Below are 20,370 nucleotides of genomic sequence, written 5' to 3' on the forward strand. Positions count from 1 at the left end.
AATGTCGGCCACTTATTACGGTGTTTTCCGAGGCGGCTTAGGTGCAGATTCAGGGTCATTACGAGCTCCAGTTCGAAGCGGTACGTGAGGCATTCGCCGCGTTGTTCGATGACCCGCAGGAGCGTGGTGCCGGGCTGTGTATCCAGATTGGCGGCGAAACCGTCGTCGACCTGTGGGCCGGCACCGCCGACAAGGACGGTGCTGAGGCCTGGCACAGCGACACCATCGTCAACCTGTTTTCCTGCACCAAGACCTTCACCGCCGTGACGGCCCTGCAATTGGTGGCCGAGGGCAAGTTGCAACTCGACGCCCCTGTCGCCAACTACTGGCCCGAGTTTGCCGCAGCCGGTAAAGAAGCCATCACCCTGCGCCAGCTGCTCTGCCACCAGGCCGGGTTGCCGGCGATTCGCGACATGCTCCCCGCCGAAGCCCTCTATGACTGGCAACTGATGGTCGACACCCTGGCGGCCGAAGCGCCATGGTGGACGCCCGGCCAAGGCCACGGCTACGAGGCCATCACGTATGGGTGGCTGGTCGGTGAATTGTTGCGTCGCGCCGACGGGCGTGGGCCCGGTGAATCAATTGTTGCGCGGGTTGCGCGGCCATTGGGGCTGGACTTTCATGTTGGCCTGGCGGACGAAGAGTTTTATCGTGTTGCGCATATAGCGCGCAGCAAAGGCAATATGGGCGATGAAGCCGCTCAACGATTATTGCAAGTTATGATGCGCGAACCTGCGGCCATGACTACGCGTGCCTTTGCCAACCCACCGTCTATTCTGACAAGCACTAATAAGCCTGAATGGCGGCGCATGCAGCAGCCGGCGGCAAATGGTCACGGTAATGCGCGTAGCCTGGCGGGCTTTTATAGCGGATTGTTGGACGGTAGTTTGCTCGAAGCGGACATGCTCGAACAATTGACCCGCGAACACAGTATCGGGCCGGATAAAACTTTATTGACACAAACCCGTTTCGGCTTGGGCTGCATGTTGGATCAACCGCACTTGCCCAATGCGACGTTCGGCCTTGGCCCACGTGCGTTTGGGCATCCGGGGGCGGGTGGTTCGGTCGGTTTTGCCGATCCGGAACATGATGTAGCATTTGGTTTCGTGACTAATACACTGGGGCCTTATGTACTTATGGACCCGCGTGCACAGAAGTTGGTCGGAATATTGGCCGGTTGTCTGTAAAGAGCTTGCTGTTTCACGTTTTTTTGTTACAAAGGCAACTATAAGAAGGCGCTGAACGAAATTTTGTAACTTTAATGTTCTGTAAGCGTCTGTTTAACGGGTCAACCAGACCCTCCGGTTTTTTCTCATTTTGTGGATATCTCATGTTATCGAACAAGTCCTTGGCACTGGCGCTGTGCCTCACAATTACGGGTTGCGCACAAACTCCACAAAATGATGCCGAAGGTGGGCATTGGTGGTCATTTGGATCAGACAAGGCTGCTACCAAGGACGCAGTAACCAAAACCGACGCCATACCGGATGCAAAACCAGCCGCTGGCGCCAAGCCTGCAGCCCCGGTTGCCGCCGCCGCTGCTCCAGCGCCTGCCGCTGCTGCCGCCCCTGCGCCCGTAGCCAAGGCCGAGACCGGCTCCAGCTGGTGGCCGTTCGCGTCTAAAAGCGCCGATGAAAAAGCAGCTGATGCCAAAGCCGATCTGAAAGCCGACCTCAAGGCTGCAGACCCGACGACCCCGGCAGTCGCCAAGACCGACACCGACACCAAGTGGTGGTGGCCTTTCGAAAGCAAGCCAAAACCATTGGCCAAGGTCGACGTGACCAACGTGCCGATGCCTGACCCGAAAATCACTCAAGCCTGGCTGGACGACTATGAGCCGCGCCTGCGTGCGGCCATCAAGGACAGCAACCTGCAATTGGAGCGTCGCGAGAACGTATTGGTCGTGATCGCCCCGGTTGATGGCTCTTACAACCCGAAACGCCCGGCAATGCTGCTGCCGGTTACGTTGGGCCCGTTCACTCGCGTGGCCAAGGCGGTTGAAGGCGATCCGAAGACCGCTGTGTTGGTCTTAGGCCACGTCGACACCAATGGTGCCGAGCCCGCGAGCCAGGCGTTGACCCGCGAGCGCGCGCAGTCCATCGCTTCGATTTTCAGCCTCAGCGGCTTGAAGCAGGATCGCCTGATGATGCGTGGCATGGGCGACCTTATGCCGCGGGCTGCCAACGATAGCAATCAGGGGCGTGCGCTGAACCGTCGCATGGAAATCATGTTCACTCAGCGTACAACGATGTTGGCGTTGTTGAGCAAGTACAACTCGGGCAAGCCACCGGTTGCGGAAATGGTTGCCGTGCAGACTGCACCCGCTCCCGTACCGGCGCCTGCTGCGAAAAAAGCCGCTCCGGCGAAAAAGGCTCCGGTCAAGAAAGCCGCTGCCAAGCCCGTTGCGAAAAAAGCTGCCGCCAAGCCGGCCGCGAAAAAAGCCGCACCCAAGGCCGACGCTCCAGCGACAAACGACCAGGCGAAAAACTGATCTGCTGAACCAGAAGGATAAAGCCGCATGACCCAGGCACTGGCCGATATGCGCCGTGACTACACACGGGACGGTTTGAGCGAGGCCCAGGCCCCGGGCGAGCCGTTTGCATTGTTCCACCAGTGGTTTGCCGATGCGGTGAAAACCGAGCAGCCACCGGTGGAAGCCAATGCCATGACTCTGGCCACGGTCGACCAGGACGGTCGTCCGCACTGTCGTATCCTGCTGCTCAAGGGCCTGGATGCACAGGGTTTTACCTTCTTCACCAATTATCAGAGTGCCAAAGGCGAACAGCTTGCGGCACAGCCGTTTGCAGCCATGACCTTCTTCTGGCCCACCCTGGAGCGCCAGGTGCGCATCGAAGGGCGGGTGGTCAAGGTCACGCCCGAAGAGTCGGATGCTTATTTTCAGATCCGCCCATTGGGCAGCCGTCTTGGGGCTTGGGCGTCACCGCAGAGCCGGGTCATCCGTGATCGCGAACAGCTGCAAGACTTGCTCAAGGCTACCGAGCAGCGTTTCAGCGACATCCAACCCGATTGCCCTGAGCATTGGGGCGGGTATCGCTTGCTGCCCGAGCGTATCGAGTTCTGGCAGGGTCGCGCCAGTCGCCTGCATGATCGCCTCAACTACCGCCTGCAAGCCGGCGAGTGGACTCGTGAGCGCCTCGCGCCCTGAGTTTCACCTTTCGTCACCTCGTTCGAATGTTGCCCGCCACAGCGAAGTCTTTATCCATAAGTCTTCGGCGTGTGCTGCTGCGCGACTACAATAATGATGAACGCGTCCATGACATTCTTCGGAACAGTTGAGTGCAACCGTTCGTCTATTTTTCTGGTGCTGGCAGTCTGTACTAAGGCTGAATGAAAGCAATTTTCTGCGGTGCTCGCCGTGACAGGCGCCAAGCCGCAGCGTCTAATGAATGCCTGTCCTTTGGAGTTGATGCTATGCGTAAGTCCGTTTTACTAGTTGCCTGCTTTACCTCCCTGTCGTTGCTGTTGGGTGGCTGCGCCTCGAGTCTGACCGGCGACTCGTACTCCCGTGACGAGGCGCGTCGTGTACAGACCGTTCGCATGGGCACCATTGAATCCCTGCGTCCAGTGAAAATCGAAGGCACCAAGACCCCAATCGGCGGCGCTGCTGGCGCAGTCATCGGCGGCGTTGGCGGCAGCGCCATCGGCGGCGGCCGTGGCAGCATTGTTACCGCCGTGATCGGCGCCGTAGCCGGCGGCCTGCTGGGCTCGGCCACCGAAGAAGGCCTGACCCGCACCCAAGGTGTGGAAATCACCGTTCGCGAAGACGACGGCAGCATGCGTGCCTATGTACAAGCCGTGCAGGAAAATGAAATCTTCCGCATCGGCGACCGTGTACGCATCATGACTGTCGACGGTACCAGCCGCGTTACTCGCTAAACGCCGGCCCTGAAATAAAAAAACCCAACCGAGTGATCGGTTGGGGTTTTTTATTGCAAACGCGGTGTGCCGCGCACGCTGCGTGACGTCAAACCTGGAAGTGCTTGACCATCGTGTTCAACTCATGCGCCAGGCTGGCGAGGGATTGCGAGGCTGCAGTCGTTTGAGTCGAGCCCTCCGCCGACTGAATCGACAGCTGCTGAATGTTCAGCAAGTTGCGATCGACTGCTCGAGCAACGTCGGCTTGTTCCGCCGCCGCCGTGGTAATCACCAGGTTGCGGTCATTGATCTCATCGTTGGCAGCCAGAATGTCAGCCAGCGCTTGTTGCGCCAGCTCGGCCAGCCCCAAGGTTTGCTGAGTCATGGCGCTGCTGTCGAGCATGGTGTTGACGGTGCTGGCCGTGTTGGCCTGAATGCTGCCGATCATCTGCTCGATTTCCTGGGTCGATTGGGCGGTGCGATGGGCCAGTGCACGAACCTCGTCGGCGACCACGGCGAAACCACGTCCGGCCTCACCGGCACGCGCGGCTTCGATGGCCGCGTTAAGCGCCAGCAGGTTGGTTTGCTCGGCAATGGTGCGGATCACATCGAGTACTTTGCCGATGCCTTTAGCCTGTTCGGCGAGGCCGCCAACTTGCCCTGAGCTGACCTCGACCCCACGGGTCAGCGCCTGGATCGAATTCAATGCCTCGCCCATGCGCTGTTGGCCCTTCAACGCAATGCTGCGCGATTCCTGGGACAGGTCGGAGGTCGATGCTGCGTTTCGCGCAACCTCCTCAATCGCAGTGGTCATCTGAGTGACGGCCGTGGCTGCCTGTTCGATTTCGCCATGTTGCTGTTGCAGGTCGCGGCTACCCTCGGCGGTGACGGCATTCAACTCTTCGGCCGCAGCGGCCAGCTGGCTGGATGAGCCGGTGATTTGCCGCAGGGTCTGCACCAGGTTGTTTCGCATGGTTTCTTGCGCCCGCAGCAAGCGGGTGGCTTCGTCATTGCCCGTAGGGTTTATGGGATGGGTGAGGTCGCCCTTGGCGATGGTTTCGGCCACCTGCACCGCTTCAATGATGGGACCGGTAATGCTGCGGGTCAGCAACCAGGCCACCAGCACTGTGCCGGCACTGACCAGCAAAATGACGATGGTGATGCCGCTCACCGCATGTTGGTAAGCGCCTACGGAGGTTTGGCCGGCCTGTTCGGCGCCTTTGTTGGCGAGGTCGATCAACTGGTCGAAGTTCTTGGTCATCTGCTCGTAGCTTTCTCGAATGCTGTTGAGAAAGTCGCGGGCGCCGGCTTTGTCGCCCGAGCGCGAGCGCTTGAGCATTTCGGTATGGTTCTTCGCGTAGGCATCCAGGCTTTGGTTGAACACATCCAGACGCGATTTTTCCTCGGATGTGCGTAGCAGCGCGGCATATTGGGTCAGCTGTTCATTGACGCTTTTCAGGCGGCCAGCGGATTTGTCTTCATAGGTCTGCATCTCCGCATCGCTTGCCGACAGGATGTGCGCCATTTCGCCCAAGCGAAAACGGTCGAGCGACGCGTTGGCCAGGGCCAGAATCCTGACACGCTGCATCCAGTTGTTCTGAATGTCGGCAGCCTGGGACTGGACTTCGCCAATCTGCTTGAGGGCGAACAGACCGAGAAACACACTCAGCGACGCAATAGCTGCGAAGCCAATGAAGGCTCTGGCAGCGATTCTTATATTTCTCAGGAACATGGGATTTTCGCTCGGGCTGGATACGCGTTGGAGAGCTGTGTCGGGCGGGTGTCCCTGGCAGGAACAGTGCTAGCGACACAATCACTAGTCGGCGGCGCGCGCAAAGTCTTTAGGCGTTTGAGGCAAGTGTCTTCTTCAGAAAGAGAAAAACCCCAATCGCGCTCACCGATTGGGGCTTTTGGGTGCCTTCAGAACCCTCAGGCTTTCTTGCGACTCGCCATCGCGGTCACGGCATAACCCATACACGCGGCCAGGATCGACCCGGTCAGAATGCCCATTCGATCCTCCCCGGCGAATTCGCTGGCACCCGGCACGAACGCCAGTGAGCCGACAAACAGGCTCATGGTAAAGCCGATACCGCACAGGATCGCCACCCCGAACACCTGGCCCCAGTTCGCGCCGCTGGGCAGCGCGGCAAGGCCGGTCTTGATGGCGAGCCAGGTGAGGCCGAACACGCCGATGGTCTTGCCGATCAACAGGCCGGCGGCGATGCCCATGGGCACATGGTGAGTGAAGCTTTCCAGGCTCACGCCGGCCAGGGAAACGCCCGCGTTGGCGAAGGCAAACAGCGGCAGGATGGCGTAGGCCACCCACGGGTGCAGGGCGTGTTCCAGTGTCTTCAGGGGCGAGGGCTCGGCATTTTTGGTGCGCAGCGGGATGCAGAAGGCCAGGGTCACGCCGGCCAGCGTGGCGTGCACGCCACTTTTGAGCACACACACCCACAGGATCAGGCCGATGATCAGGTAGGGCCCGAGTTTGATCACGCCCAGGCGGTTCATTGCGATCAAGGCAATCAGGCATGCGCCCGCACCCGCCAGAGCAGCACCGGACAGGTCCGCGGAGTAGAACACGGCGATGACGATGATTGCGCCGAGGTCATCAATGATGGCCAGGGTCATCAGGAACAGTTTCAGCGACACCGGCACGCGCTTGCCCAGCAGGGCCAGCACGCCCAGTGCAAAAGCGATGTCGGTGGCCATGGGGATCGCCCAGCCGGAGAGTGCGGCGGGGTAGTCCTTGTTGATCGCCCAGTAGATCAGCGCCGGCACCACCATGCCGCCAATGGCTGCGGCGCCCGGCAGTACCACTTGCGAGGGTTTGGACAGGTGGCCATCGAGCAGCTCGCGCTTTACCTCCAGGCCGATCAGCAGGAAGAACAAGGCCATCAGGCCGTCGTTGATCCACAGCAGGGCAGGCTTGGCGATTTTCAGCGCGCCAATCTGTGCCACCACTGGTACGTCGAGAAAGGCGTTGTAGAGGTGCGACAACGGTGAATTGTTGATGATCAGCGCCAAGGCCGCAGCGGCGATCAACAACAGACCGCTGGCGGCTTCCAGCTGGAAGAAACGGGTGAAAGTGCTACGCAGAGGCAAGGGATGCTCTCCAATCCAGGTTCAATAGGTGGGTACCCTAACCCGTACCGTTAGTTGTTAAAACAAAAGTTATATTCTTATTTGTTATAAGGGGCGGGCAGAGTCGGCGTTGCGCCAGAGCCTAGCAATTGTGTGTCTATTTGAGTCGCCACTGTATCTGTGTGCAGTGTAGGAAACTCCCTAAAATTGGCGCTGAAATCTTTAGAGACGCACCTTATGAGCGACCACCGTACCTGGGCCCGCGAAGCCATTCGCATCATTGAAGCGGACTTCCAGCGCAGCGCCGACACGCACCTGATCCCTTTGCCGTTGCCGGGGTTGCCGGGTATCGAGTTGTACTTCAAGGACGAATCCAGCCACCCCACCGGCAGCTTGAAGCATCGGCTGGCCCGTTCACTGTTTCTGTACGCGCTGTGTAATGGCTGGCTCAAGCCGGGCGCGCCGGTGATTGAGGCCTCCAGTGGGTCGACGGCCATTTCGGAAGCGTATTTCGCGCGCCTGCTTGGCCTGCCGTTCATTGCAGTGATGCCGGCCACCACGTCTCAGGAGAAGATCGCCCAGATCGCTTTCTACGGCGGCAAAAGCCATCTGGTGAAGGATCCGACGCAGATCTACGCCGAGTCCGAGCGGTTGGCGCAGGAAAGTGGCGGTCACTTCATGGACCAATTCACCTATGCCGAGCGCGCGACGGACTGGCGGGCGAACAACAATATCGCCGAATCGATCTTTCAACAGATGCGCTTTGAGCATTACCCCGAGCCGAGCTGGTTGATTTCCAGCCCTGGCACCGGCGGCACCACCGCGACCCTGGGGCGTTACGTGCGCTATCGCCAGCATTGCACCCGCGTGCTGTGCGCCGACGCCGAACGCTCGGTGTTCTTTGACTATTACCAGACGGGCGACGCCAGCTTGCGCCTGGATTGCGGTTCGCGGATCGAAGGGATCGGTCGGCCACGCGTCGAGGCGTCGTTTTTGCCCAAGGTGATTGATGCGATGGTCAAGGTGCCGGATGCGCTGTCACTGGCAGCCATGCATTACCTGGCCGAGCGTCTGGGGCGGCGGGTCGGTGGTTCCAGCGGGACCAACCTGATCGGTGCCTTGGTGGCGGCCCAGCACATGCAAGCGGCGGGGGAATCAGGCTCGATCGTGGCGATTTTGTGTGACGGGGGAGAGCGGTACGCCACTACTTACTACGATCAGGCGTGGCTCGCCGGGCAAGGGTATGCGTTGAACGGGCTGATTGCGGCCGTTGCGGCCAGTGTTGAACGCGGTGAGCCGTTGCCGGAGACAATCCTGCGCGCAAACATTTGAACACCGGCAAAAACCAATGTGGGAGCGGGCTTGCTTGCGATGGCAGAGTCTCAGTCGCCGAACTTATCGACTGAACCACCGCCATCGCAGGCAAGCCAGCTCCCACCTTTGATCGGGGTTGGCTGTAACAGAGTGCTTAGGCCTCGACGCCGAGCATATCCCGCGCCAGCGCCTCGGCAATCCGAATTCCGTCAACGCCCGCTGACAGAATCCCACCGGCATAACCCGCGCCTTCACCGGCTGGGAACAAACCTTTCACGTTCAAGCTCTGCATCGACTCGTTACGGGTAATCCGCAGCGGCGAGGATGTGCGCGTCTCGATCCCGGTCAGCACCGCATCGTGCAACGAGTAGCCTTTGATCTGCTTCTCGAACGCCGGCAACGCTTCACGAATTGCTTCGATGGCAAAGTCCGGCAAGGCCAGGGCCAAGTCACCCAGCGACACACCGGGCTTGTAGGACGGTTCCACGCTGCCGATGGCCGTGGACGGCTTGCCCGCGATGAAATCCCCCACCAGTTGCGCCGGGGCCTCGTAGTTGCTGCCGCCGAGGATGTAGGCGTGGGACTCCAGGCGCTCCTGCAACTCGATACCCGCCAGCGGGCCACCCGGGTAATCCACCTCCGGCGTGATGCCGACGACGATGCCGGAGTTGGCATTGCGTTCGTTACGCGAGTATTGGCTCATGCCGTTGGTTACCACGCGGTTCGGCTCGGACGTGGCCGCCACCACCGTGCCGCCCGGGCACATGCAGAAGCTGTAGACCGAGCGGCCGTTCTTGGCGTGGTGCACCAGCTTGTAGTCGGCCGCGCCGAGTTTCGGATGCCCGGCGTATTTGCCCAGGCGCGCCGCGTCGATCAGCGATTGCGGATGTTCAATCCTGAAGCCCACCGAGAACGGCTTGGCCTCCATGTACACGCCACGCCCGTGCAGCATGCGGAAGGTGTCGCGGGCGCTGTGGCCCAGGGCCAGGATCACGTGCTTGGAGAGCAGTTGCTCGCCACCGTCGATAACCACGCCGTTCAGCTGGCCGTCTTCGATCAGCACATCGGTAACGCGCTGTTCGAAACGCACTTCACCGCCCAGGGCGATGATCTGCTGGCGCATGTTTTCGACCACGCCGGTCAGGCGGAACGTGCCGATGTGCGGCTTGCTGACGTAGAGAATCTCTTCCGGCGCACCGGCCTTGACGAACTCGTGCAGGACCTTGCGACCGTGGAATTTCGGGTCCTTGATCTGGCTGTAGAGTTTGCCGTCGGAGAAGGTCCCGGCGCCGCCTTCACCAAACTGCACGTTGGACTCGGGGTTGAGCACGTTTTTGCGCCACAGGCCCCAGGTGTCTTTGGTGCGCTGGCGCACTTCCTTGCCGCGCTCGAGGATGATCGGCTTGAAGCCCATCTGCGCGAGCAGCAGCCCGGCGAAGATCCCGCACGGACCAAACCCCACCACGATTGGCCGTTCGACCAGGCCTTCCGGCGCCTGACCCACCACCTTGTAGCTGACATCCGGCGCCGGGTTGACGTTGCGGTCATCGGCGAACTTGAGCAGCAGGGCGGCTTCGCCTTTCACATTCAGGTCGATGGTGTAGATGAAGCACAGCTCCGACGACTTTTTGCGGGCGTCATAGCTGCGTTTGAACAGGGTGAAATCGAGCAGGTCATCACTGGCGATGCCCAGACGCTGCACGATGGCAGGCCGCAGGTCTTCTTCGGGATGGTCGATGGGCAGCTTGAGTTCGGTGATTCGTAACATGACGGGATCCGGTAGGCGGCAGACAAAAAGGCCGGCTGTTTTGCAAACCGGCGATTATAAGCCCCAAAGGCGGTTTTCCGACACGTTAAAACAGCGTTGGGCCGAATCAGTCGTCGCGAGAACCGCCGAATGCCGCGCAACCACGCTGCACTTGGCCGTTGACGCGCAATTCGGCGGTCATGTGTTGCAGGCTGCCGCTGACGCTGTCGATGCAACGCTGCGGCGCGACCCAGAGTTCGATGTGCTGGTTATTGGCTTCGGTCATCAGGTTGAAACGGCCGTCGCCCAGTTGCTCTTCCACAAAAGGCACCGCCAAGGGTGGCTGGCCTTCGCGCTCCAGCACCATGCCCTTGGCGGTCACATTCATCGCCCAGGCGGGTTTATGGCCATTGGCGCGCAGGACCATGCGCTTGAAGTCCGGGTCGTTGCACGCCGAAGTCGAACGCTCCATGCGATAAAGCTGTTGCAGCTCTACCGACCCCTGGGTGCCAGTGGCAACCCCGGAGAACTTGCCGCGCAAGTCGGCAAACAGTGCGCCCTGTTGGCCAGCCAGTGAGGCGGCTTCCTGCAGGATGCTGGTGCCGCCGGCATCGTTGACCACGTAGTTGCGTTTGTCACCGCAAGGCTGGAACAACAGCTTGCCGTCAGCGGCCGTCAATTCACCCTGCATGCGGGTCAACCCGGCGGTAGACGGCTTTGCCGGCTCGCTCTCGAACATCTGGCAAGCGGTGAACAGAGGCAGCAGGGCAAACAGAACTAGGGTACGGGCGGCGCGCATTTATCGGGTCTCCAAACAAGTGCCGCCACGTTACGCAGGCTGACGCCGCACCACAACCCCAGCGCCCTGCTTCAGGCAAATCTGACAGACGCCGGATTCAGCCGACGATAAACGTCTGGCCGGTCTGCAAGCCTTCTACGCTTTTGGCGTAGGCCAGTGCCACGTCGGCACCCGGAGCCGGTTTGTAACCGCGGAAATACGGGGCGTAGCTGTCCATGGCTTCCAGCAGGACCGTCGGGCTCACGGCGTTGACGCGCAGGCCGCGCGGCAATTCGATCGCCGCGGCTTTGACGAAGGCGTCAATCGCGCCGTTGACCAGTGCGGCCGAGGCGCCGGTACGGATCGGGTCACGGTTGAGGATGCCGCTGGTGAAGGTGAACGAGGCGCCATCGTTGGCATATTCGCGACCGATCAGCAGCAGGTTGACCTGGCCCATCAGCTTGTCGCGCAGGCCCAGTTCAAAATCGCTTTCGCTCATTTCACCCAGTGCTACGAAATTCACGCTACCGGCCGCGCAGATCAGGGCATCGAACTTGCCGGTCTGTTCAAACAGCTTGCGGATCGACGCGCTGTCACTGATATCCACCTGGAAATCGCCGCGTGTGCGACCGATGCTGATCACGTCGTGACGCTGCGCCAGTTCTGCCTTGACTGCCGAGCCGACCGTGCCGCTGGCGCCAATCAATAGAATTTTCATCGTGCTGTTCCTCCACGGGTAAGTGAAGGTTCAGTCTAGTGTGGCTTTTCAGGTGGATAAACGTGCTAATAGGCAACCTTTGGTTTTCAAACGGAAACAATCCATGAGCGATATGGATGACCTGGCGGCCTTTGCCGTTCTGATCGAAGCCGGTAGTTTTACCCTGGCGGCCGAGCAGCTGGGGTGCAGCAAGGGCCAGTTGTCCAAGCGTATCAGCCAGTTGGAGGCGCAGTTTTGCGTGGTGTTGCTGCACCGCACCACCCGCAAGCTCAGCCTGACCGCAGCCGGTGCAGCGCTGTTGCCCCAGGCTCAGGCGTTGGTGGTCCAAGTGGAACGCGCCCGTCAGGCATTGGCGCGGCTCAAGGACGATTTGGCCGGGCCAGTGCGTATGACAGTTCCGGTGTCGTTGGGAGAAACCTTCTTCGATGGCTTGCTGCTGGAGTTCTCCAAACAGTACCCCCAGGTGCAGATCGAACTGGAATTGAACAACCGGTATCGAGACCTGGCGCGGGATGGGTTTGACTTGGGCGTGCGTTCCGGCGCCACCGAAAATGAGCGCCTGGTGGCCAAACCGCTGCTGGCCTGGCATGAAATGACCTGCGCCAGCCCGGCCTACCTGGAGCAACACGGCGAGCCGCTGACCCCGGCAGACCTGGCAACGCACACCTGCCTGCTCAACAGCCACTACAGCGGGCGTGAAGAATGGCTGTACCACCAGCAGCATGAACTGCTGCGAGTACGGGTCAGTGGCACCTTTGCCTCCAACCATTACAACCTGTTGAAAAAGGCCGCACTGGTGGGCGCCGGGATCGCCCGCCTGCCGTCCTACGTGTTACCCGCGGAACTGGCTGACGGGAGATTGCGCTGGCTCCTGCGCGATTATCAGACGCGGAGCATGCCGATGTACCTGGTTCACCCGTATCAGGGTGGTTTGCCGCGTCGCACCCAGGTGCTGGCCGATTACCTGGTGGATTGGTTCAAGCGCGGCGGCGAGGCCCTGGACCGTCTTCAGCGGTAGCGGCGTGCGATCAAATGGTCGATGGACAGGCAGCCCGGGCCCTTGGCGACCAACAGCAGCAGCACGGTGATCCAGGTGCCGTGGGTCGGGTAGGCGTCCGGATAAACGAAGAGTTGAATGGTCAAGGTCATGCCGATCAGGGCCAGGGCCGAGAACCGCGTGGCAAAGCCCACCAGGATCAGCACCGGGAAGAAATGCTCGGCAAACGCCGCCATGTGCGCGGCAACTTCCGGTGACAGCAAGGGTACGTGGTATTCACTGCGAAACAGCGGCAGTGTGGACGCCGCAAGACGCGGCTCGCCGAATTGGAACGTGCCGCTGATCAAGTCGATGGCAAAGCCCTCGACCTTGGTCTGCCCGGATTTCCAGAACACCGCCGCGATGGAAAATCGTGCGAGAAAGGCGATCAGGCTGTAGGGGATTTTCTCGAACAGTGCGATGACCCGATTGACCAGACTCGAAGGGAATGTGTTCATGGCAATACCTTTTGTTCCAGGTGCAAATGAGTGATGGCGTCGTGGCTGATCAACAGGGCCAGGCATTGGTTCAGGTCGAACTGCGCCGACGCTTCAAGCGCGTGCTGCACCGCCGTCTCCAGTGCCGCGCCGTGATTCAAGCTGTCGATGAACGCGACCGAGCCGCTGTCGATGGCGAATACCTTGACCGCCAAGCCTTGGCGTAACACCAGCGCGCTTTGGGCGTGCCAGGGATTCAGGGTGGCCAGGCCACCTTCGGTCTGGTGCGCAGCCCAAACGGCCACCACCGCATAAGCGCTATTCAAGGTGGCCAGGGATGGATGCAGGTGCAGGCGCAGGTTGCCCAGGACTGTCTGGCCTTGCAGCGTTTGGAGAATGGCTTGCTGGTTCAGCGGCTGGGTGTCTGCCGCGTGGTAGGCGCAAACCCGCAAGCGCTCGAGCCTTGCGACGTCAGCCAGGTAGGGCACGCTGGCCGCCGGCTCAAAGGCCTGAATAAACCCTGCGAACGCGCTGCCGTACTCGCTCATCAGCGGGCTGGTGGGCGGGCATGCCTGTACAAACAGGCCGGCCATGGCGCGAAAAAACTCATCGCCGACCAACTGCAAGGTCACCGGGTAAGCGGTCGCCAACGCGTTGATCAACGCGCTGTGGACATTGTTGCGATACACCGCAAAACGGCTGGCCGGGTCGGCGCCATTGCGGCTGAACAGGCCTTTGGGGCAGGCTTGGCCAGGATCGATCAGGGCGTCGGCAAACGCAGCGTGATGGCTCATACGTTCACCTGCGACAGATGCCAGTCGGCGTGTTGAGCTTCGGCATGCAGCACACTGAACGCAGGCACCTGGTTATCCCGCTCGATCAGCGTGGCCATTGGGCCCGTGCGCGTGAGTACCTGTTCGTATAACTGCCACACCGCGTTATCGATGGGCGCGCCATGGTCGTCGATCAACAGGCGATCGCCCAAACTGTCAGTGTCTTCGGCAAAACCCGCCAGATGTATCTCCCCAACGGCGTGTAATGGCAGCGCGTCGATGTAGGAAAGCGGCTCGCGCTGGTGATTGATGCACGACACATAAACGTTGTTGACGTCCAGCAGCAGGCCGCAGCCCGTGCGGCGGATGACCTCGCTGATAAAGTCCGTTTCGTCCAGGGTGGAGCGCTCGAATTGCAGATAGGTCGACGGATTTTCCAGCAGCATCGGCCGCTTGAGCGTGCTTTGCACCTGGTCGATGTGCTCGCACACCCGCTTCAGTGTGGCGGCGTCGTAGGCCAGGGGCAGCAAGTCATTGAGAAACACCGGGCCGTGGCTCGACCAGGCCAGGTGTTCGGAAAACGAGTGGGGTTGATAGCGTTCGATCAGCAAGGCCAACCGTGCCAGGTGCTCACGGTTGAGCGGGCCTTCGCCGCCGATGGACAGGCCCACGCCGTGCAGTGACAGCGGGTACTGCTCGCGGATCAACCCCAGGTAGTGATGGAACGGCCCGCCGGCCACCATGTAGTTTTCGGCGTGCACTTCAAAAAAACCGATATCGGGCGAGGTATCGAGCACTTCAATAAAGTGCTCGGTCTTCAGCCCCAGCCCGGCTCTGTGGGGAAGGCCGGGCACCTGAGCCGGTGAGACGGTGTGCTGGGGAAAAAGCGTCATCATCAGTACTCAGGCTGCGGGCTGTTTCAGGACTTGGCGGTGAAGGCGGCTGCCTGGCCGAAACCGGTCGGCGAGGTGGAGCTTGGGGTTTTAGCGCAAGTGCCGGCCGGGACCAGTTTCCAGGCATTGGCCTGGTCTTTGACTTTCGAGGTGCCGGCGCAGGAAGTGCCGGCGCCCGCAGCGCAATCGTTCTTGCCGGCTTCAGCGACGCCGAAGCATTTGTCCATCTTGGCGTCGTCGGCGTGGGCCATGTTGGACATTGCGGACAGGCTCAGAGCAGAGCCGAGGGCCAGGATCAGGGTAGCGGCGGACAGTTTAGTGGTCATGGTGTAACTCCTGCGGTGGGTTGAGGTAGCGAGCTTGATTGCCTGCTTACTCCACTAGAGGCGGCAGGGCGAATTTCGTTACAAGTCCGACGACAATAATTTCAAGAAACGCAAAATTTAAGCGTCACACAAAGCAAATGTGGGAGCGGGCTTGCTCGCGAATGCAGTGTGTCAGTCGATAGAAACTTAACTGAGACACCGCATTCGCGAGCAAGCCCGCTCCCACATTTAGATCCAGTTCATACAGCAACCGGATGGTATTAGCCCCCGAGGTAAGCCTCCCGTACCTTCGGATCCGTCAGCAACTGCTCACCTGTACCCTGCATCACTACCCGGCCGTTTTCCAGCACGTAGGCGCGGTCGGCGATTTTCAGCGCCTGGTTGGCGTTTTGCTCGACCAGGAACACCGTTACACCGTCCTTGCGCAGCTGTTCGATGATGTCGAAGATCTGCTGGATGATGATCGGGGCCAGGCCCAGGGACGGTTCGTCCAACAGCAACAGCTTGGGCTTGCTCATCAGCGCACGGCCGATGGCGAGCATTTGCTGCTCGCCGCCGGACATGGTGCCGCCGCGCTGGCTGAAGCGTTCCTTGAGCCTGGGGAACAGGTGCAACACCTTGTCCATCTGCTCCTGGTAGTCGCCCTTGTCGGTGAAGAACCCGCCCATGGCCAGGTTCTCCTCGACGGTCAGGCGCGAGAACACGCGGCGGCCTTCGGGCACCACTGCAATGCTCTTGCGCATGATCTGCGAGGACTGTTGCCCCACCAGCTCTTCACCCATGTAGCGGATGCTGCCGCTGTGGGCCTGCGGCGAACCGCACAAAGTCATCAGCAAGGTGGATTTGCCGGCGCCGTTGGCACCGATCAGCGTGACGATTTCACCTTGGCGCACTTCCACGTTGACGCTGTGCAGGGCCTGGATCTTGCCGTAAAAAGTGGAAACGTTTTCGAATTGCAGCATTTTACGCTTCCCCCAAATAGGCTTTGATCACTTCAGGATTGTCGCGGATCTGTTCCGGTGTCCCGTCGGCCAGCGGCGTGCCCTGGTTGATCACCACGATGTGGTCGGAAATGCTCATGACCAGTTTCATGTCGTGTTCGATCAACAGCACAGTGGCGTTGTTTTCCTCACGCAACACGCTGATCAGCGCCTTGAGGTCCTCGGTTTCCTTGGGGTTCAGGCCGGCAGCCGGTTCATCGAGCATGAGGATCCGCGGGCGGGTCATCATGCAGCGGGCGATTTCCAGGCGACGTTGCTGACCGTAGGCCAGGGTGCCGGCAGGACGGTTGGCGAACTCGGTGAGGTTGACCTTGTCCAGCCAGTACTCGGCGTATTCCATGGCCTCGCGCTCGCTCTTGCGAAACGCCGGGGTCTTGAACAGGCCAGCAAAGAAGTTGGTGTTCAGGTGACGGTGCTGGGCAATTAACAGGTTCTCGACCGCCGTCATGTCCTTGAACAACCGCACGTTCTGGAAGGTGCGTACCACGCCCTTGCGGGCGATCTCGTGGCCGGCCAGGCCCTGGATCGGCTGGCCGTCCAGCAGGATGCTGCCACCGCTCGGTTTGTAAAAGCCGGTGAGGCAGTTGAACACCGTGGTTTTGCCGGCGCCGTTGGGGCCGATCAGCGCCACCACCTGTTTCTCTTTCACGGTCAGGGCCACGCCGTTGACCGCCAGCAAACCGCCGAAGCGCATGCTCAAGTTTTCGACTTTCAGGATCTCGCGGCTCATTTGCGCAGCTCCATGTGTGGGCGTTGCATCGGCAGCAGACCTTGGGGACGCCAAATCATCATCAGCACCATCATGGCGCCGAACATCAACATGCGGTATTCGCTGAACTCTCGCATCATCTCCGGCAGCAGGATCATTACGATGGCCGCCAGGATCACGCCCAGCTGCGAGCCCATGCCACCCAGTACGACGATGGCGAGGATGATCGCCGACTCGATAAAGGTGAACGACTCCGGGGTCACCAAGCCTTGGCGCGCCGCGAAGAAGCTGCCGGCGAAACCGGCGAATGTTGCCCCGAGGGTGAAGGCCGAAAGTTTGATGACGGTTGGGTTCATGCCTAACGCTCGGCAGGCGATCTCATCTTCGCGCAACGCTTCCCACGCCCGCCCGATCGGCATGCGCAGCAGACGGTTGATTACGAACAGTGCCGCCAGTGCCAGCAACAGGGCCACCAGGTACAGGAAAACCACTTTGCTCACCGGGTTGTAGTCGATCCCGAAGTACTCGTGGAAAGTCTGCATGCCCTCGGCGGCGGTGCGGTCGAACGACAGCCCGAAGAACGTCGGCTTGGGGATGCTGCTGATGCCGTTGGGGCCGCCGGTGATATCGGTGAGGTTACGCAGGAACAGTCGGATGATTTCACCGAAGCCCAGGGTCACGATCGCCAAATAGTCACCGCGCAGGCGCAGCACCGGGAAGCCCAGCAGGAAGCCGAACGTGGCCGCCGCCATACCCGCCAGCGGCAGGCAGATCCAGAAGCCCCAGCCCAGGTAATGCGAGAGCAACGCGTAGGTGTAGGCACCCACGGCGTAGAAGCCCACATACCCCAGGTCGAGCAGGCCGGCCAGGCCCACCACGATGTTCAGGCCCAGGCCCAGCAACACGTAGATCAGGATCAGTGTCGCGATATCCACCGCGCCGCGTGAGCCGAAGAACGGCCAGATCAACGCGGCCACGATCAGGCCGATGATGATGTAGCGCTGGGTGCGCGGCAGGGTCAGGAACTGGCTGACCTTGGGTGATACCAATGGCCCACGGTTGCCCTTGAACAACGCACCGACCTGCTGGGTGAACAGCACGCGCAGGAACATCAGCACCGAGCACAGGGCGATGATGGTCAGGGTGACGGGACCGGTGCCATGCACTTCCAGGTTGATGCCGACAATGCTCAGCTTGAGGCCGAGTACCGGAAAGGCCACGGCCCATACCAGCAAGGCGCTGAAAAACGCCGATTTAAGATATCTGCTCATACTTTCTCAACCTCCGGACGGCCCAGAATGCCGGTCGGACGGAACAACAGCACCAGAACCAACAGGCCGAACGCCACCACATCCTTGTATTGGTCGCCGAAAATATCGGCGCCAAAGGCTTCAGCCACGCCCAGCACCAGCCCGCCGAGCATGGCGCCCGGAATACTGCCGATGCCGCCCAGAACCGCCGCGGTAAAGGCCTTGAGGCCTACCAGGAAACCGGCGTTGGGGTTGATCACGCCGTACTGCATGCTCAGCAGCACCGCCGCGACGGCCGCCAGCGCAGCACCGATGACGAAGGTCAGGGCAATGATGTTGTTGGTGTTGATGCCCAGCAGGTTGGCCATCTTGATGTCTTCGGCGCAGGCCCGGCAGGCGCGCCCCAGACGGGAGCGGGAAATGAACAGCGTCAGGCCCAGCATCGCCACCAGCGTGACGACGAACACCAGGATCTGCATGTAGGAAATCAGCACTTCTTGTGCGCCACCTGGGCCGAAGGAGATGCTCCCCGGAATCAGGTTGGGAATGGACTTGTCCTTGGAGTCCTGGGACAGCAATACAGTGTTCTGCAGGAATATCGACATGCCGATGGCGGAAATCAGCGGGATCAAACGGTTGCTGCCACGCAAGGGACGATAGGCAACCCGCTCGATGCTGTAGCCGTAGGCACTGGTTACAACAATCGACGCGATAAACGCGGCGGTCATCAACAGCGGCAGGGAGTGGATACCCATCATGGCCAGCCCGGCAAGGGCGATGAAGGCCACGTAGGAACCAATCATGTACACCTCGCCATGGGCGAAGTTGATCATTCCAATGATGCCGTAAACCATTGTGTAGCCAATGGCTATCAAGGCATAGGTGCTGCCAATGGTCAGGCCATTAACCAGCTGTTGGAAAAAATGATAGATCTCAGGCATTACAGCGCTCCTAAAAACCCGATACGCATTTCACTGGTGGAGTCATGTTCCGGCCCTGCGCTGTGTTCTATGAGCACATTTGCACAAAGCGTTTGCCAGCGAACCGCTGGTGACGGTTTTAAGATTTTCAGGTGAGCCAGCGCCCGGATCGCGGGTGACAGGCCCATAAACCTCGTAAAACAAAGCCCACTGCTCTCACAGTGGGCTTGTTGACCAGTAACGCCTGGCTTACTGAGGGGAAACTTCGGTTTTTGGTTTACCGAAGTGCCATTGGTAGACCACGAACTTGAAGTCCTTCAGGTCGCCCTTGGCGTCAAAGCTCAGATCGCCAGTAGGGGTCTTGAAAGTGCCTGCGTGGATGGCAGCTGCCACCTTGGCGGTGTCTTCGCTCTTCGCGGCAGCGATACCGCCGGCGATGACTTCAACCGCAGAGTAAGCCGGGAACACGAACGGACCGGTTGGGTCCTGTTTGTTCTTGGCGAACTCTTCAACAATGGCTTTGTTGGCAGGGTCGGTGTCGAAGGATTTAGGCAGGGTTACCAGCAGGCCTTCGGAAGCGTCCTGGGCAATTTGCGAGATGGAGTCGTTGCCGACGCCTTCCGGGCCCATGAACTTGGCGTTCAGGCCTTTTTCCTTGGCTTGGCGCAGGATCAGGCCCAGCTCTGGGTGGTAGCCGCCGTAGTAGACGAAGTCGACGTTGGCTTGCTTGAGCTTCTGGATGATCGAGGAGAAGTCTTTATCGCCGGCGTTCAGGCCTTCGAAGACAGCGACTTTCACGCCTTTCTTCTCAAGGGTCTGTTTAACGGCAGTCGCGATGCCTTCACCGTATTGCTGTTTGTCGTGCAGTACGGCAACCACCTTAGGCTTCACGAAGTCGGCGATGTAGTTGCCGGCTGCCGGGCCCTGGGCGCTGTCCAGGCCGATGGTACGGAATACCAGTTTATAACCACGGGCGGTGATTTCCGGGCTGGTAGCCGCCGGAGTGATCATGATCACGCCTTCGTCTTCGTAGATGTCGGTTGCTGGCTGAGTGGAGCTGGAGCAAAGGTGACCGACCACGAACTTGACGCCGTCGTTGACCACTTTGTTGGCTACGGCAACGGCTTGTTTCGGATCGCAAGCGTCGTCGTATTCTTTGGCTTCAAGCATTTTGCCGTCGACGCCGCCCTTGGCGTTGATATCGGCGATTGCCTGCTTGGCACCCATGAATTGCATGTCGCCGTATTGCGTCACAGGGCCGGTTTTTGGACCTGCGATACCGATCTTGATGGTGTCGGCTGCGAACGAATGGCCGGCAACCCCAGCCAGGACCATAGCGGCAAACAGTTTGGAAATCTGCTTAGTAGCCTTATTCATAGTGCTCCACTCTTACTGTTGTATTTTTTATAGTTCTAGCGGCCTTGTGAGCTGCAGAACCGGATCAGATATCTCGGATATCCCCCCGGCATTGCCCTGGCAACTGTACCGGTACAGTGTAGAGCGCCGGT

Annotated in this window: 20 protein-coding genes; 6 read left to right on the plus strand and 14 right to left on the minus strand. The window is 60.1% G+C overall.

What is annotated here, in order from left to right:
• The first annotated feature begins 41 nt into the window (after nt 1-41).
• From FPT15_RS14075 to FPT15_RS14090, 4 genes are all read left to right on the plus strand, one after another.
• Complete coding sequence (locus FPT15_RS14075; RefSeq protein ID WP_145161967.1) at nt 42-1,187, plus strand: serine hydrolase domain-containing protein; 1,146 nt, start codon at nt 42-44, stop codon at nt 1,185-1,187.
• Between the two features lie 143 nt (nt 1,188-1,330).
• Nucleotides 1,331-2,491, plus strand: coding sequence for an OmpA family protein (locus FPT15_RS14080; RefSeq protein ID WP_145161970.1), 1,161 nt, complete (start codon nt 1,331-1,333; stop codon nt 2,489-2,491).
• 27 nt (nt 2,492-2,518) lie between these two features.
• On the plus strand, nt 2,519-3,166 hold the full coding sequence (pdxH, locus tag FPT15_RS14085; protein WP_145161972.1) for a pyridoxamine 5'-phosphate oxidase: 648 nt from the start codon (nt 2,519-2,521) through the stop codon (nt 3,164-3,166).
• 266 nt (nt 3,167-3,432) lie between these two features.
• The gene (locus tag FPT15_RS14090) at nt 3,433-3,897 is read left to right on the plus strand and encodes a glycine zipper 2TM domain-containing protein (RefSeq protein WP_145161975.1); all 465 of its coding nucleotides are present in this window, start codon (nt 3,433-3,435) and stop codon (nt 3,895-3,897) included.
• A gap of 88 nt (nt 3,898-3,985) precedes the next feature.
• Here FPT15_RS14090 and FPT15_RS14095 read toward each other — a convergent pair whose 3' ends face one another.
• Together FPT15_RS14095 and nhaA are read right to left on the minus strand one after the other, a co-directional pair.
• Nucleotides 3,986-5,608, minus strand: coding sequence for a methyl-accepting chemotaxis protein (locus tag FPT15_RS14095; protein ID WP_145161978.1), 1,623 nt, complete (start codon nt 5,606-5,608; stop codon nt 3,986-3,988).
• A 197-nt stretch (nt 5,609-5,805) separates the two neighbouring features.
• Nucleotides 5,806-6,981: a Na+/H+ antiporter NhaA gene (nhaA, locus tag FPT15_RS14100; protein ID WP_145161981.1), complete on the minus strand. Its 1,176-nt coding sequence runs from the start codon at nt 6,979-6,981 to the stop codon at nt 5,806-5,808.
• A 216-nt stretch (nt 6,982-7,197) separates the two neighbouring features.
• On the opposite strand from nhaA, the gene FPT15_RS14105 reads away from it, so the two are divergent.
• A complete protein-coding gene (locus FPT15_RS14105) occupies nt 7,198-8,292 on the plus strand; it encodes a PLP-dependent cysteine synthase family protein (protein ID WP_145161984.1) in 1,095 nt (364 codons plus the stop codon).
• 136 nt (nt 8,293-8,428) lie between these two features.
• Here FPT15_RS14105 and FPT15_RS14110 read toward each other — a convergent pair whose 3' ends face one another.
• The 3 genes from FPT15_RS14110 to FPT15_RS14120 form a co-directional block, all read right to left on the minus strand.
• Complete coding sequence (locus FPT15_RS14110; RefSeq protein WP_145161987.1) at nt 8,429-10,042, minus strand: NAD(P)/FAD-dependent oxidoreductase; 1,614 nt, start codon at nt 10,040-10,042, stop codon at nt 8,429-8,431.
• Nucleotides 10,043-10,148: 106 nt separating this feature from the next.
• The gene (locus FPT15_RS14115; protein ID WP_145161989.1) at nt 10,149-10,820 is read right to left on the minus strand and encodes a COG3650 family protein; all 672 of its coding nucleotides are present in this window, start codon (nt 10,818-10,820) and stop codon (nt 10,149-10,151) included.
• Between the two features lie 97 nt (nt 10,821-10,917).
• Nucleotides 10,918-11,517, minus strand: a complete 600-nt coding sequence (locus tag FPT15_RS14120; RefSeq protein WP_145161992.1) for a short chain dehydrogenase — start codon at nt 11,515-11,517, stop codon at nt 10,918-10,920.
• Nucleotides 11,518-11,620: 103 nt separating this feature from the next.
• Here FPT15_RS14120 and FPT15_RS14125 point away from each other — a divergent pair, with 103 nt between their 5' ends.
• Entirely contained in the window at nt 11,621-12,535 is a 915-nt protein-coding gene (locus tag FPT15_RS14125; protein ID WP_145161995.1) for a LysR family transcriptional regulator, read from the plus strand.
• Here the strand turns inward: FPT15_RS14125 and FPT15_RS14130 are convergent.
• From FPT15_RS14130 to FPT15_RS14170, 9 genes are all read right to left on the minus strand, one after another.
• Nucleotides 12,526-13,011 (minus strand): DoxX family protein, encoded by a 486-nt coding sequence (locus FPT15_RS14130; RefSeq protein ID WP_145161998.1) that lies wholly within the window; start codon nt 13,009-13,011, stop codon nt 12,526-12,528. The two genes, FPT15_RS14125 and FPT15_RS14130, sit on opposite strands and share 10 nt — an antisense overlap.
• Nucleotides 13,008-13,784, minus strand: a complete 777-nt coding sequence (locus FPT15_RS14135) for a DNA-binding domain-containing protein (RefSeq protein ID WP_145162001.1) — start codon at nt 13,782-13,784, stop codon at nt 13,008-13,010. Before FPT15_RS14135 ends, FPT15_RS14130 begins: the two co-directional genes overlap by 4 nt.
• A complete protein-coding gene (locus tag FPT15_RS14140) occupies nt 13,781-14,659 on the minus strand; it encodes a DUF692 domain-containing protein (protein WP_145162004.1) in 879 nt (292 codons plus the stop codon). The genes FPT15_RS14135 and FPT15_RS14140 overlap by 4 nt, the downstream gene beginning before the upstream one ends.
• A 23-nt stretch (nt 14,660-14,682) precedes the next feature.
• Nucleotides 14,683-14,982: a DUF2282 domain-containing protein gene (locus FPT15_RS14145; RefSeq protein WP_145162006.1), complete on the minus strand. Its 300-nt coding sequence runs from the start codon at nt 14,980-14,982 to the stop codon at nt 14,683-14,685.
• 260 nt (nt 14,983-15,242) lie between these two features.
• Nucleotides 15,243-15,944, minus strand: coding sequence for an ABC transporter ATP-binding protein (locus FPT15_RS14150; RefSeq protein ID WP_010212366.1), 702 nt, complete (start codon nt 15,942-15,944; stop codon nt 15,243-15,245).
• Between the two features lies 1 nt (nt 15,945).
• Nucleotides 15,946-16,713 (minus strand): high-affinity branched-chain amino acid ABC transporter ATP-binding protein LivG, encoded by a 768-nt coding sequence (livG, locus tag FPT15_RS14155; RefSeq protein WP_016975067.1) that lies wholly within the window; start codon nt 16,711-16,713, stop codon nt 15,946-15,948.
• The gene (locus FPT15_RS14160) at nt 16,710-17,963 is read right to left on the minus strand and encodes a high-affinity branched-chain amino acid ABC transporter permease LivM (RefSeq protein ID WP_064451210.1); all 1,254 of its coding nucleotides are present in this window, start codon (nt 17,961-17,963) and stop codon (nt 16,710-16,712) included. The genes livG and FPT15_RS14160 overlap by 4 nt, the downstream gene beginning before the upstream one ends.
• Nucleotides 17,960-18,883, minus strand: coding sequence for a high-affinity branched-chain amino acid ABC transporter permease LivH (livH, locus tag FPT15_RS14165; RefSeq protein ID WP_106577104.1), 924 nt, complete (start codon nt 18,881-18,883; stop codon nt 17,960-17,962). Before livH ends, FPT15_RS14160 begins: the two co-directional genes overlap by 4 nt.
• A 228-nt stretch (nt 18,884-19,111) precedes the next feature.
• Nucleotides 19,112-20,239, minus strand: a complete 1,128-nt coding sequence (locus tag FPT15_RS14170; protein WP_145162009.1) for a branched-chain amino acid ABC transporter substrate-binding protein — start codon at nt 20,237-20,239, stop codon at nt 19,112-19,114.
• Between the last annotated feature and the right edge of the window lie 131 nt (nt 20,240-20,370).

The sequence above is a fragment of the Pseudomonas sp. RGB genome (assembly GCF_007713445.1).
Taxonomy (GTDB): domain Bacteria; phylum Pseudomonadota; class Gammaproteobacteria; order Pseudomonadales; family Pseudomonadaceae; genus Aquipseudomonas.

Bases quoted from the DNA above. Each gene is read 5' to 3' on its own strand.
- FPT15_RS14080 (WP_145161970.1), top strand. From the start codon at position 1,331: ATGTTATCGAACAAGTCCTTGGCACTGGCGCTGTGCCTCACAATTACG.
- pdxH (WP_145161972.1), top strand. From the start codon at position 2,519: ATGACCCAGGCACTGGCCGATATGCGCCGTGACTACACACGGGACGGT.
- FPT15_RS14090 (WP_145161975.1), top strand. From the start codon at position 3,433: ATGCGTAAGTCCGTTTTACTAGTTGCCTGCTTTACCTCCCTGTCGTTG.
- FPT15_RS14095 (WP_145161978.1), bottom strand. From the start codon at position 5,608: ATGTTCCTGAGAAATATAAGAATCGCTGCCAGAGCCTTCATTGGCTTC.
- FPT15_RS14105 (WP_145161984.1), top strand. From the start codon at position 7,198: ATGAGCGACCACCGTACCTGGGCCCGCGAAGCCATTCGCATCATTGAA.
- FPT15_RS14110 (WP_145161987.1), bottom strand. From the start codon at position 10,042: ATGTTACGAATCACCGAACTCAAGCTGCCCATCGACCATCCCGAAGAA.
- FPT15_RS14115 (WP_145161989.1), bottom strand. From the start codon at position 10,820: ATGCGCGCCGCCCGTACCCTAGTTCTGTTTGCCCTGCTGCCTCTGTTC.
- FPT15_RS14120 (WP_145161992.1), bottom strand. From the start codon at position 11,517: ATGAAAATTCTATTGATTGGCGCCAGCGGCACGGTCGGCTCGGCAGTC.
- FPT15_RS14125 (WP_145161995.1), top strand. From the start codon at position 11,621: ATGAGCGATATGGATGACCTGGCGGCCTTTGCCGTTCTGATCGAAGCC.
- FPT15_RS14130 (WP_145161998.1), bottom strand. From the start codon at position 13,011: ATGAACACATTCCCTTCGAGTCTGGTCAATCGGGTCATCGCACTGTTC.
- FPT15_RS14135 (WP_145162001.1), bottom strand. From the start codon at position 13,784: ATGAGCCATCACGCTGCGTTTGCCGACGCCCTGATCGATCCTGGCCAA.
- FPT15_RS14140 (WP_145162004.1), bottom strand. From the start codon at position 14,659: ATGATGACGCTTTTTCCCCAGCACACCGTCTCACCGGCTCAGGTGCCC.
- FPT15_RS14145 (WP_145162006.1), bottom strand. From the start codon at position 14,982: ATGACCACTAAACTGTCCGCCGCTACCCTGATCCTGGCCCTCGGCTCT.
- FPT15_RS14150 (WP_010212366.1), bottom strand. From the start codon at position 15,944: ATGCTGCAATTCGAAAACGTTTCCACTTTTTACGGCAAGATCCAGGCC.
- livG (WP_016975067.1), bottom strand. From the start codon at position 16,713: ATGAGCCGCGAGATCCTGAAAGTCGAAAACTTGAGCATGCGCTTCGGC.
- FPT15_RS14160 (WP_064451210.1), bottom strand. From the start codon at position 17,963: ATGAGCAGATATCTTAAATCGGCGTTTTTCAGCGCCTTGCTGGTATGG.
- livH (WP_106577104.1), bottom strand. From the start codon at position 18,883: ATGCCTGAGATCTATCATTTTTTCCAACAGCTGGTTAATGGCCTGACC.
- FPT15_RS14170 (WP_145162009.1), bottom strand. From the start codon at position 20,239: ATGAATAAGGCTACTAAGCAGATTTCCAAACTGTTTGCCGCTATGGTC.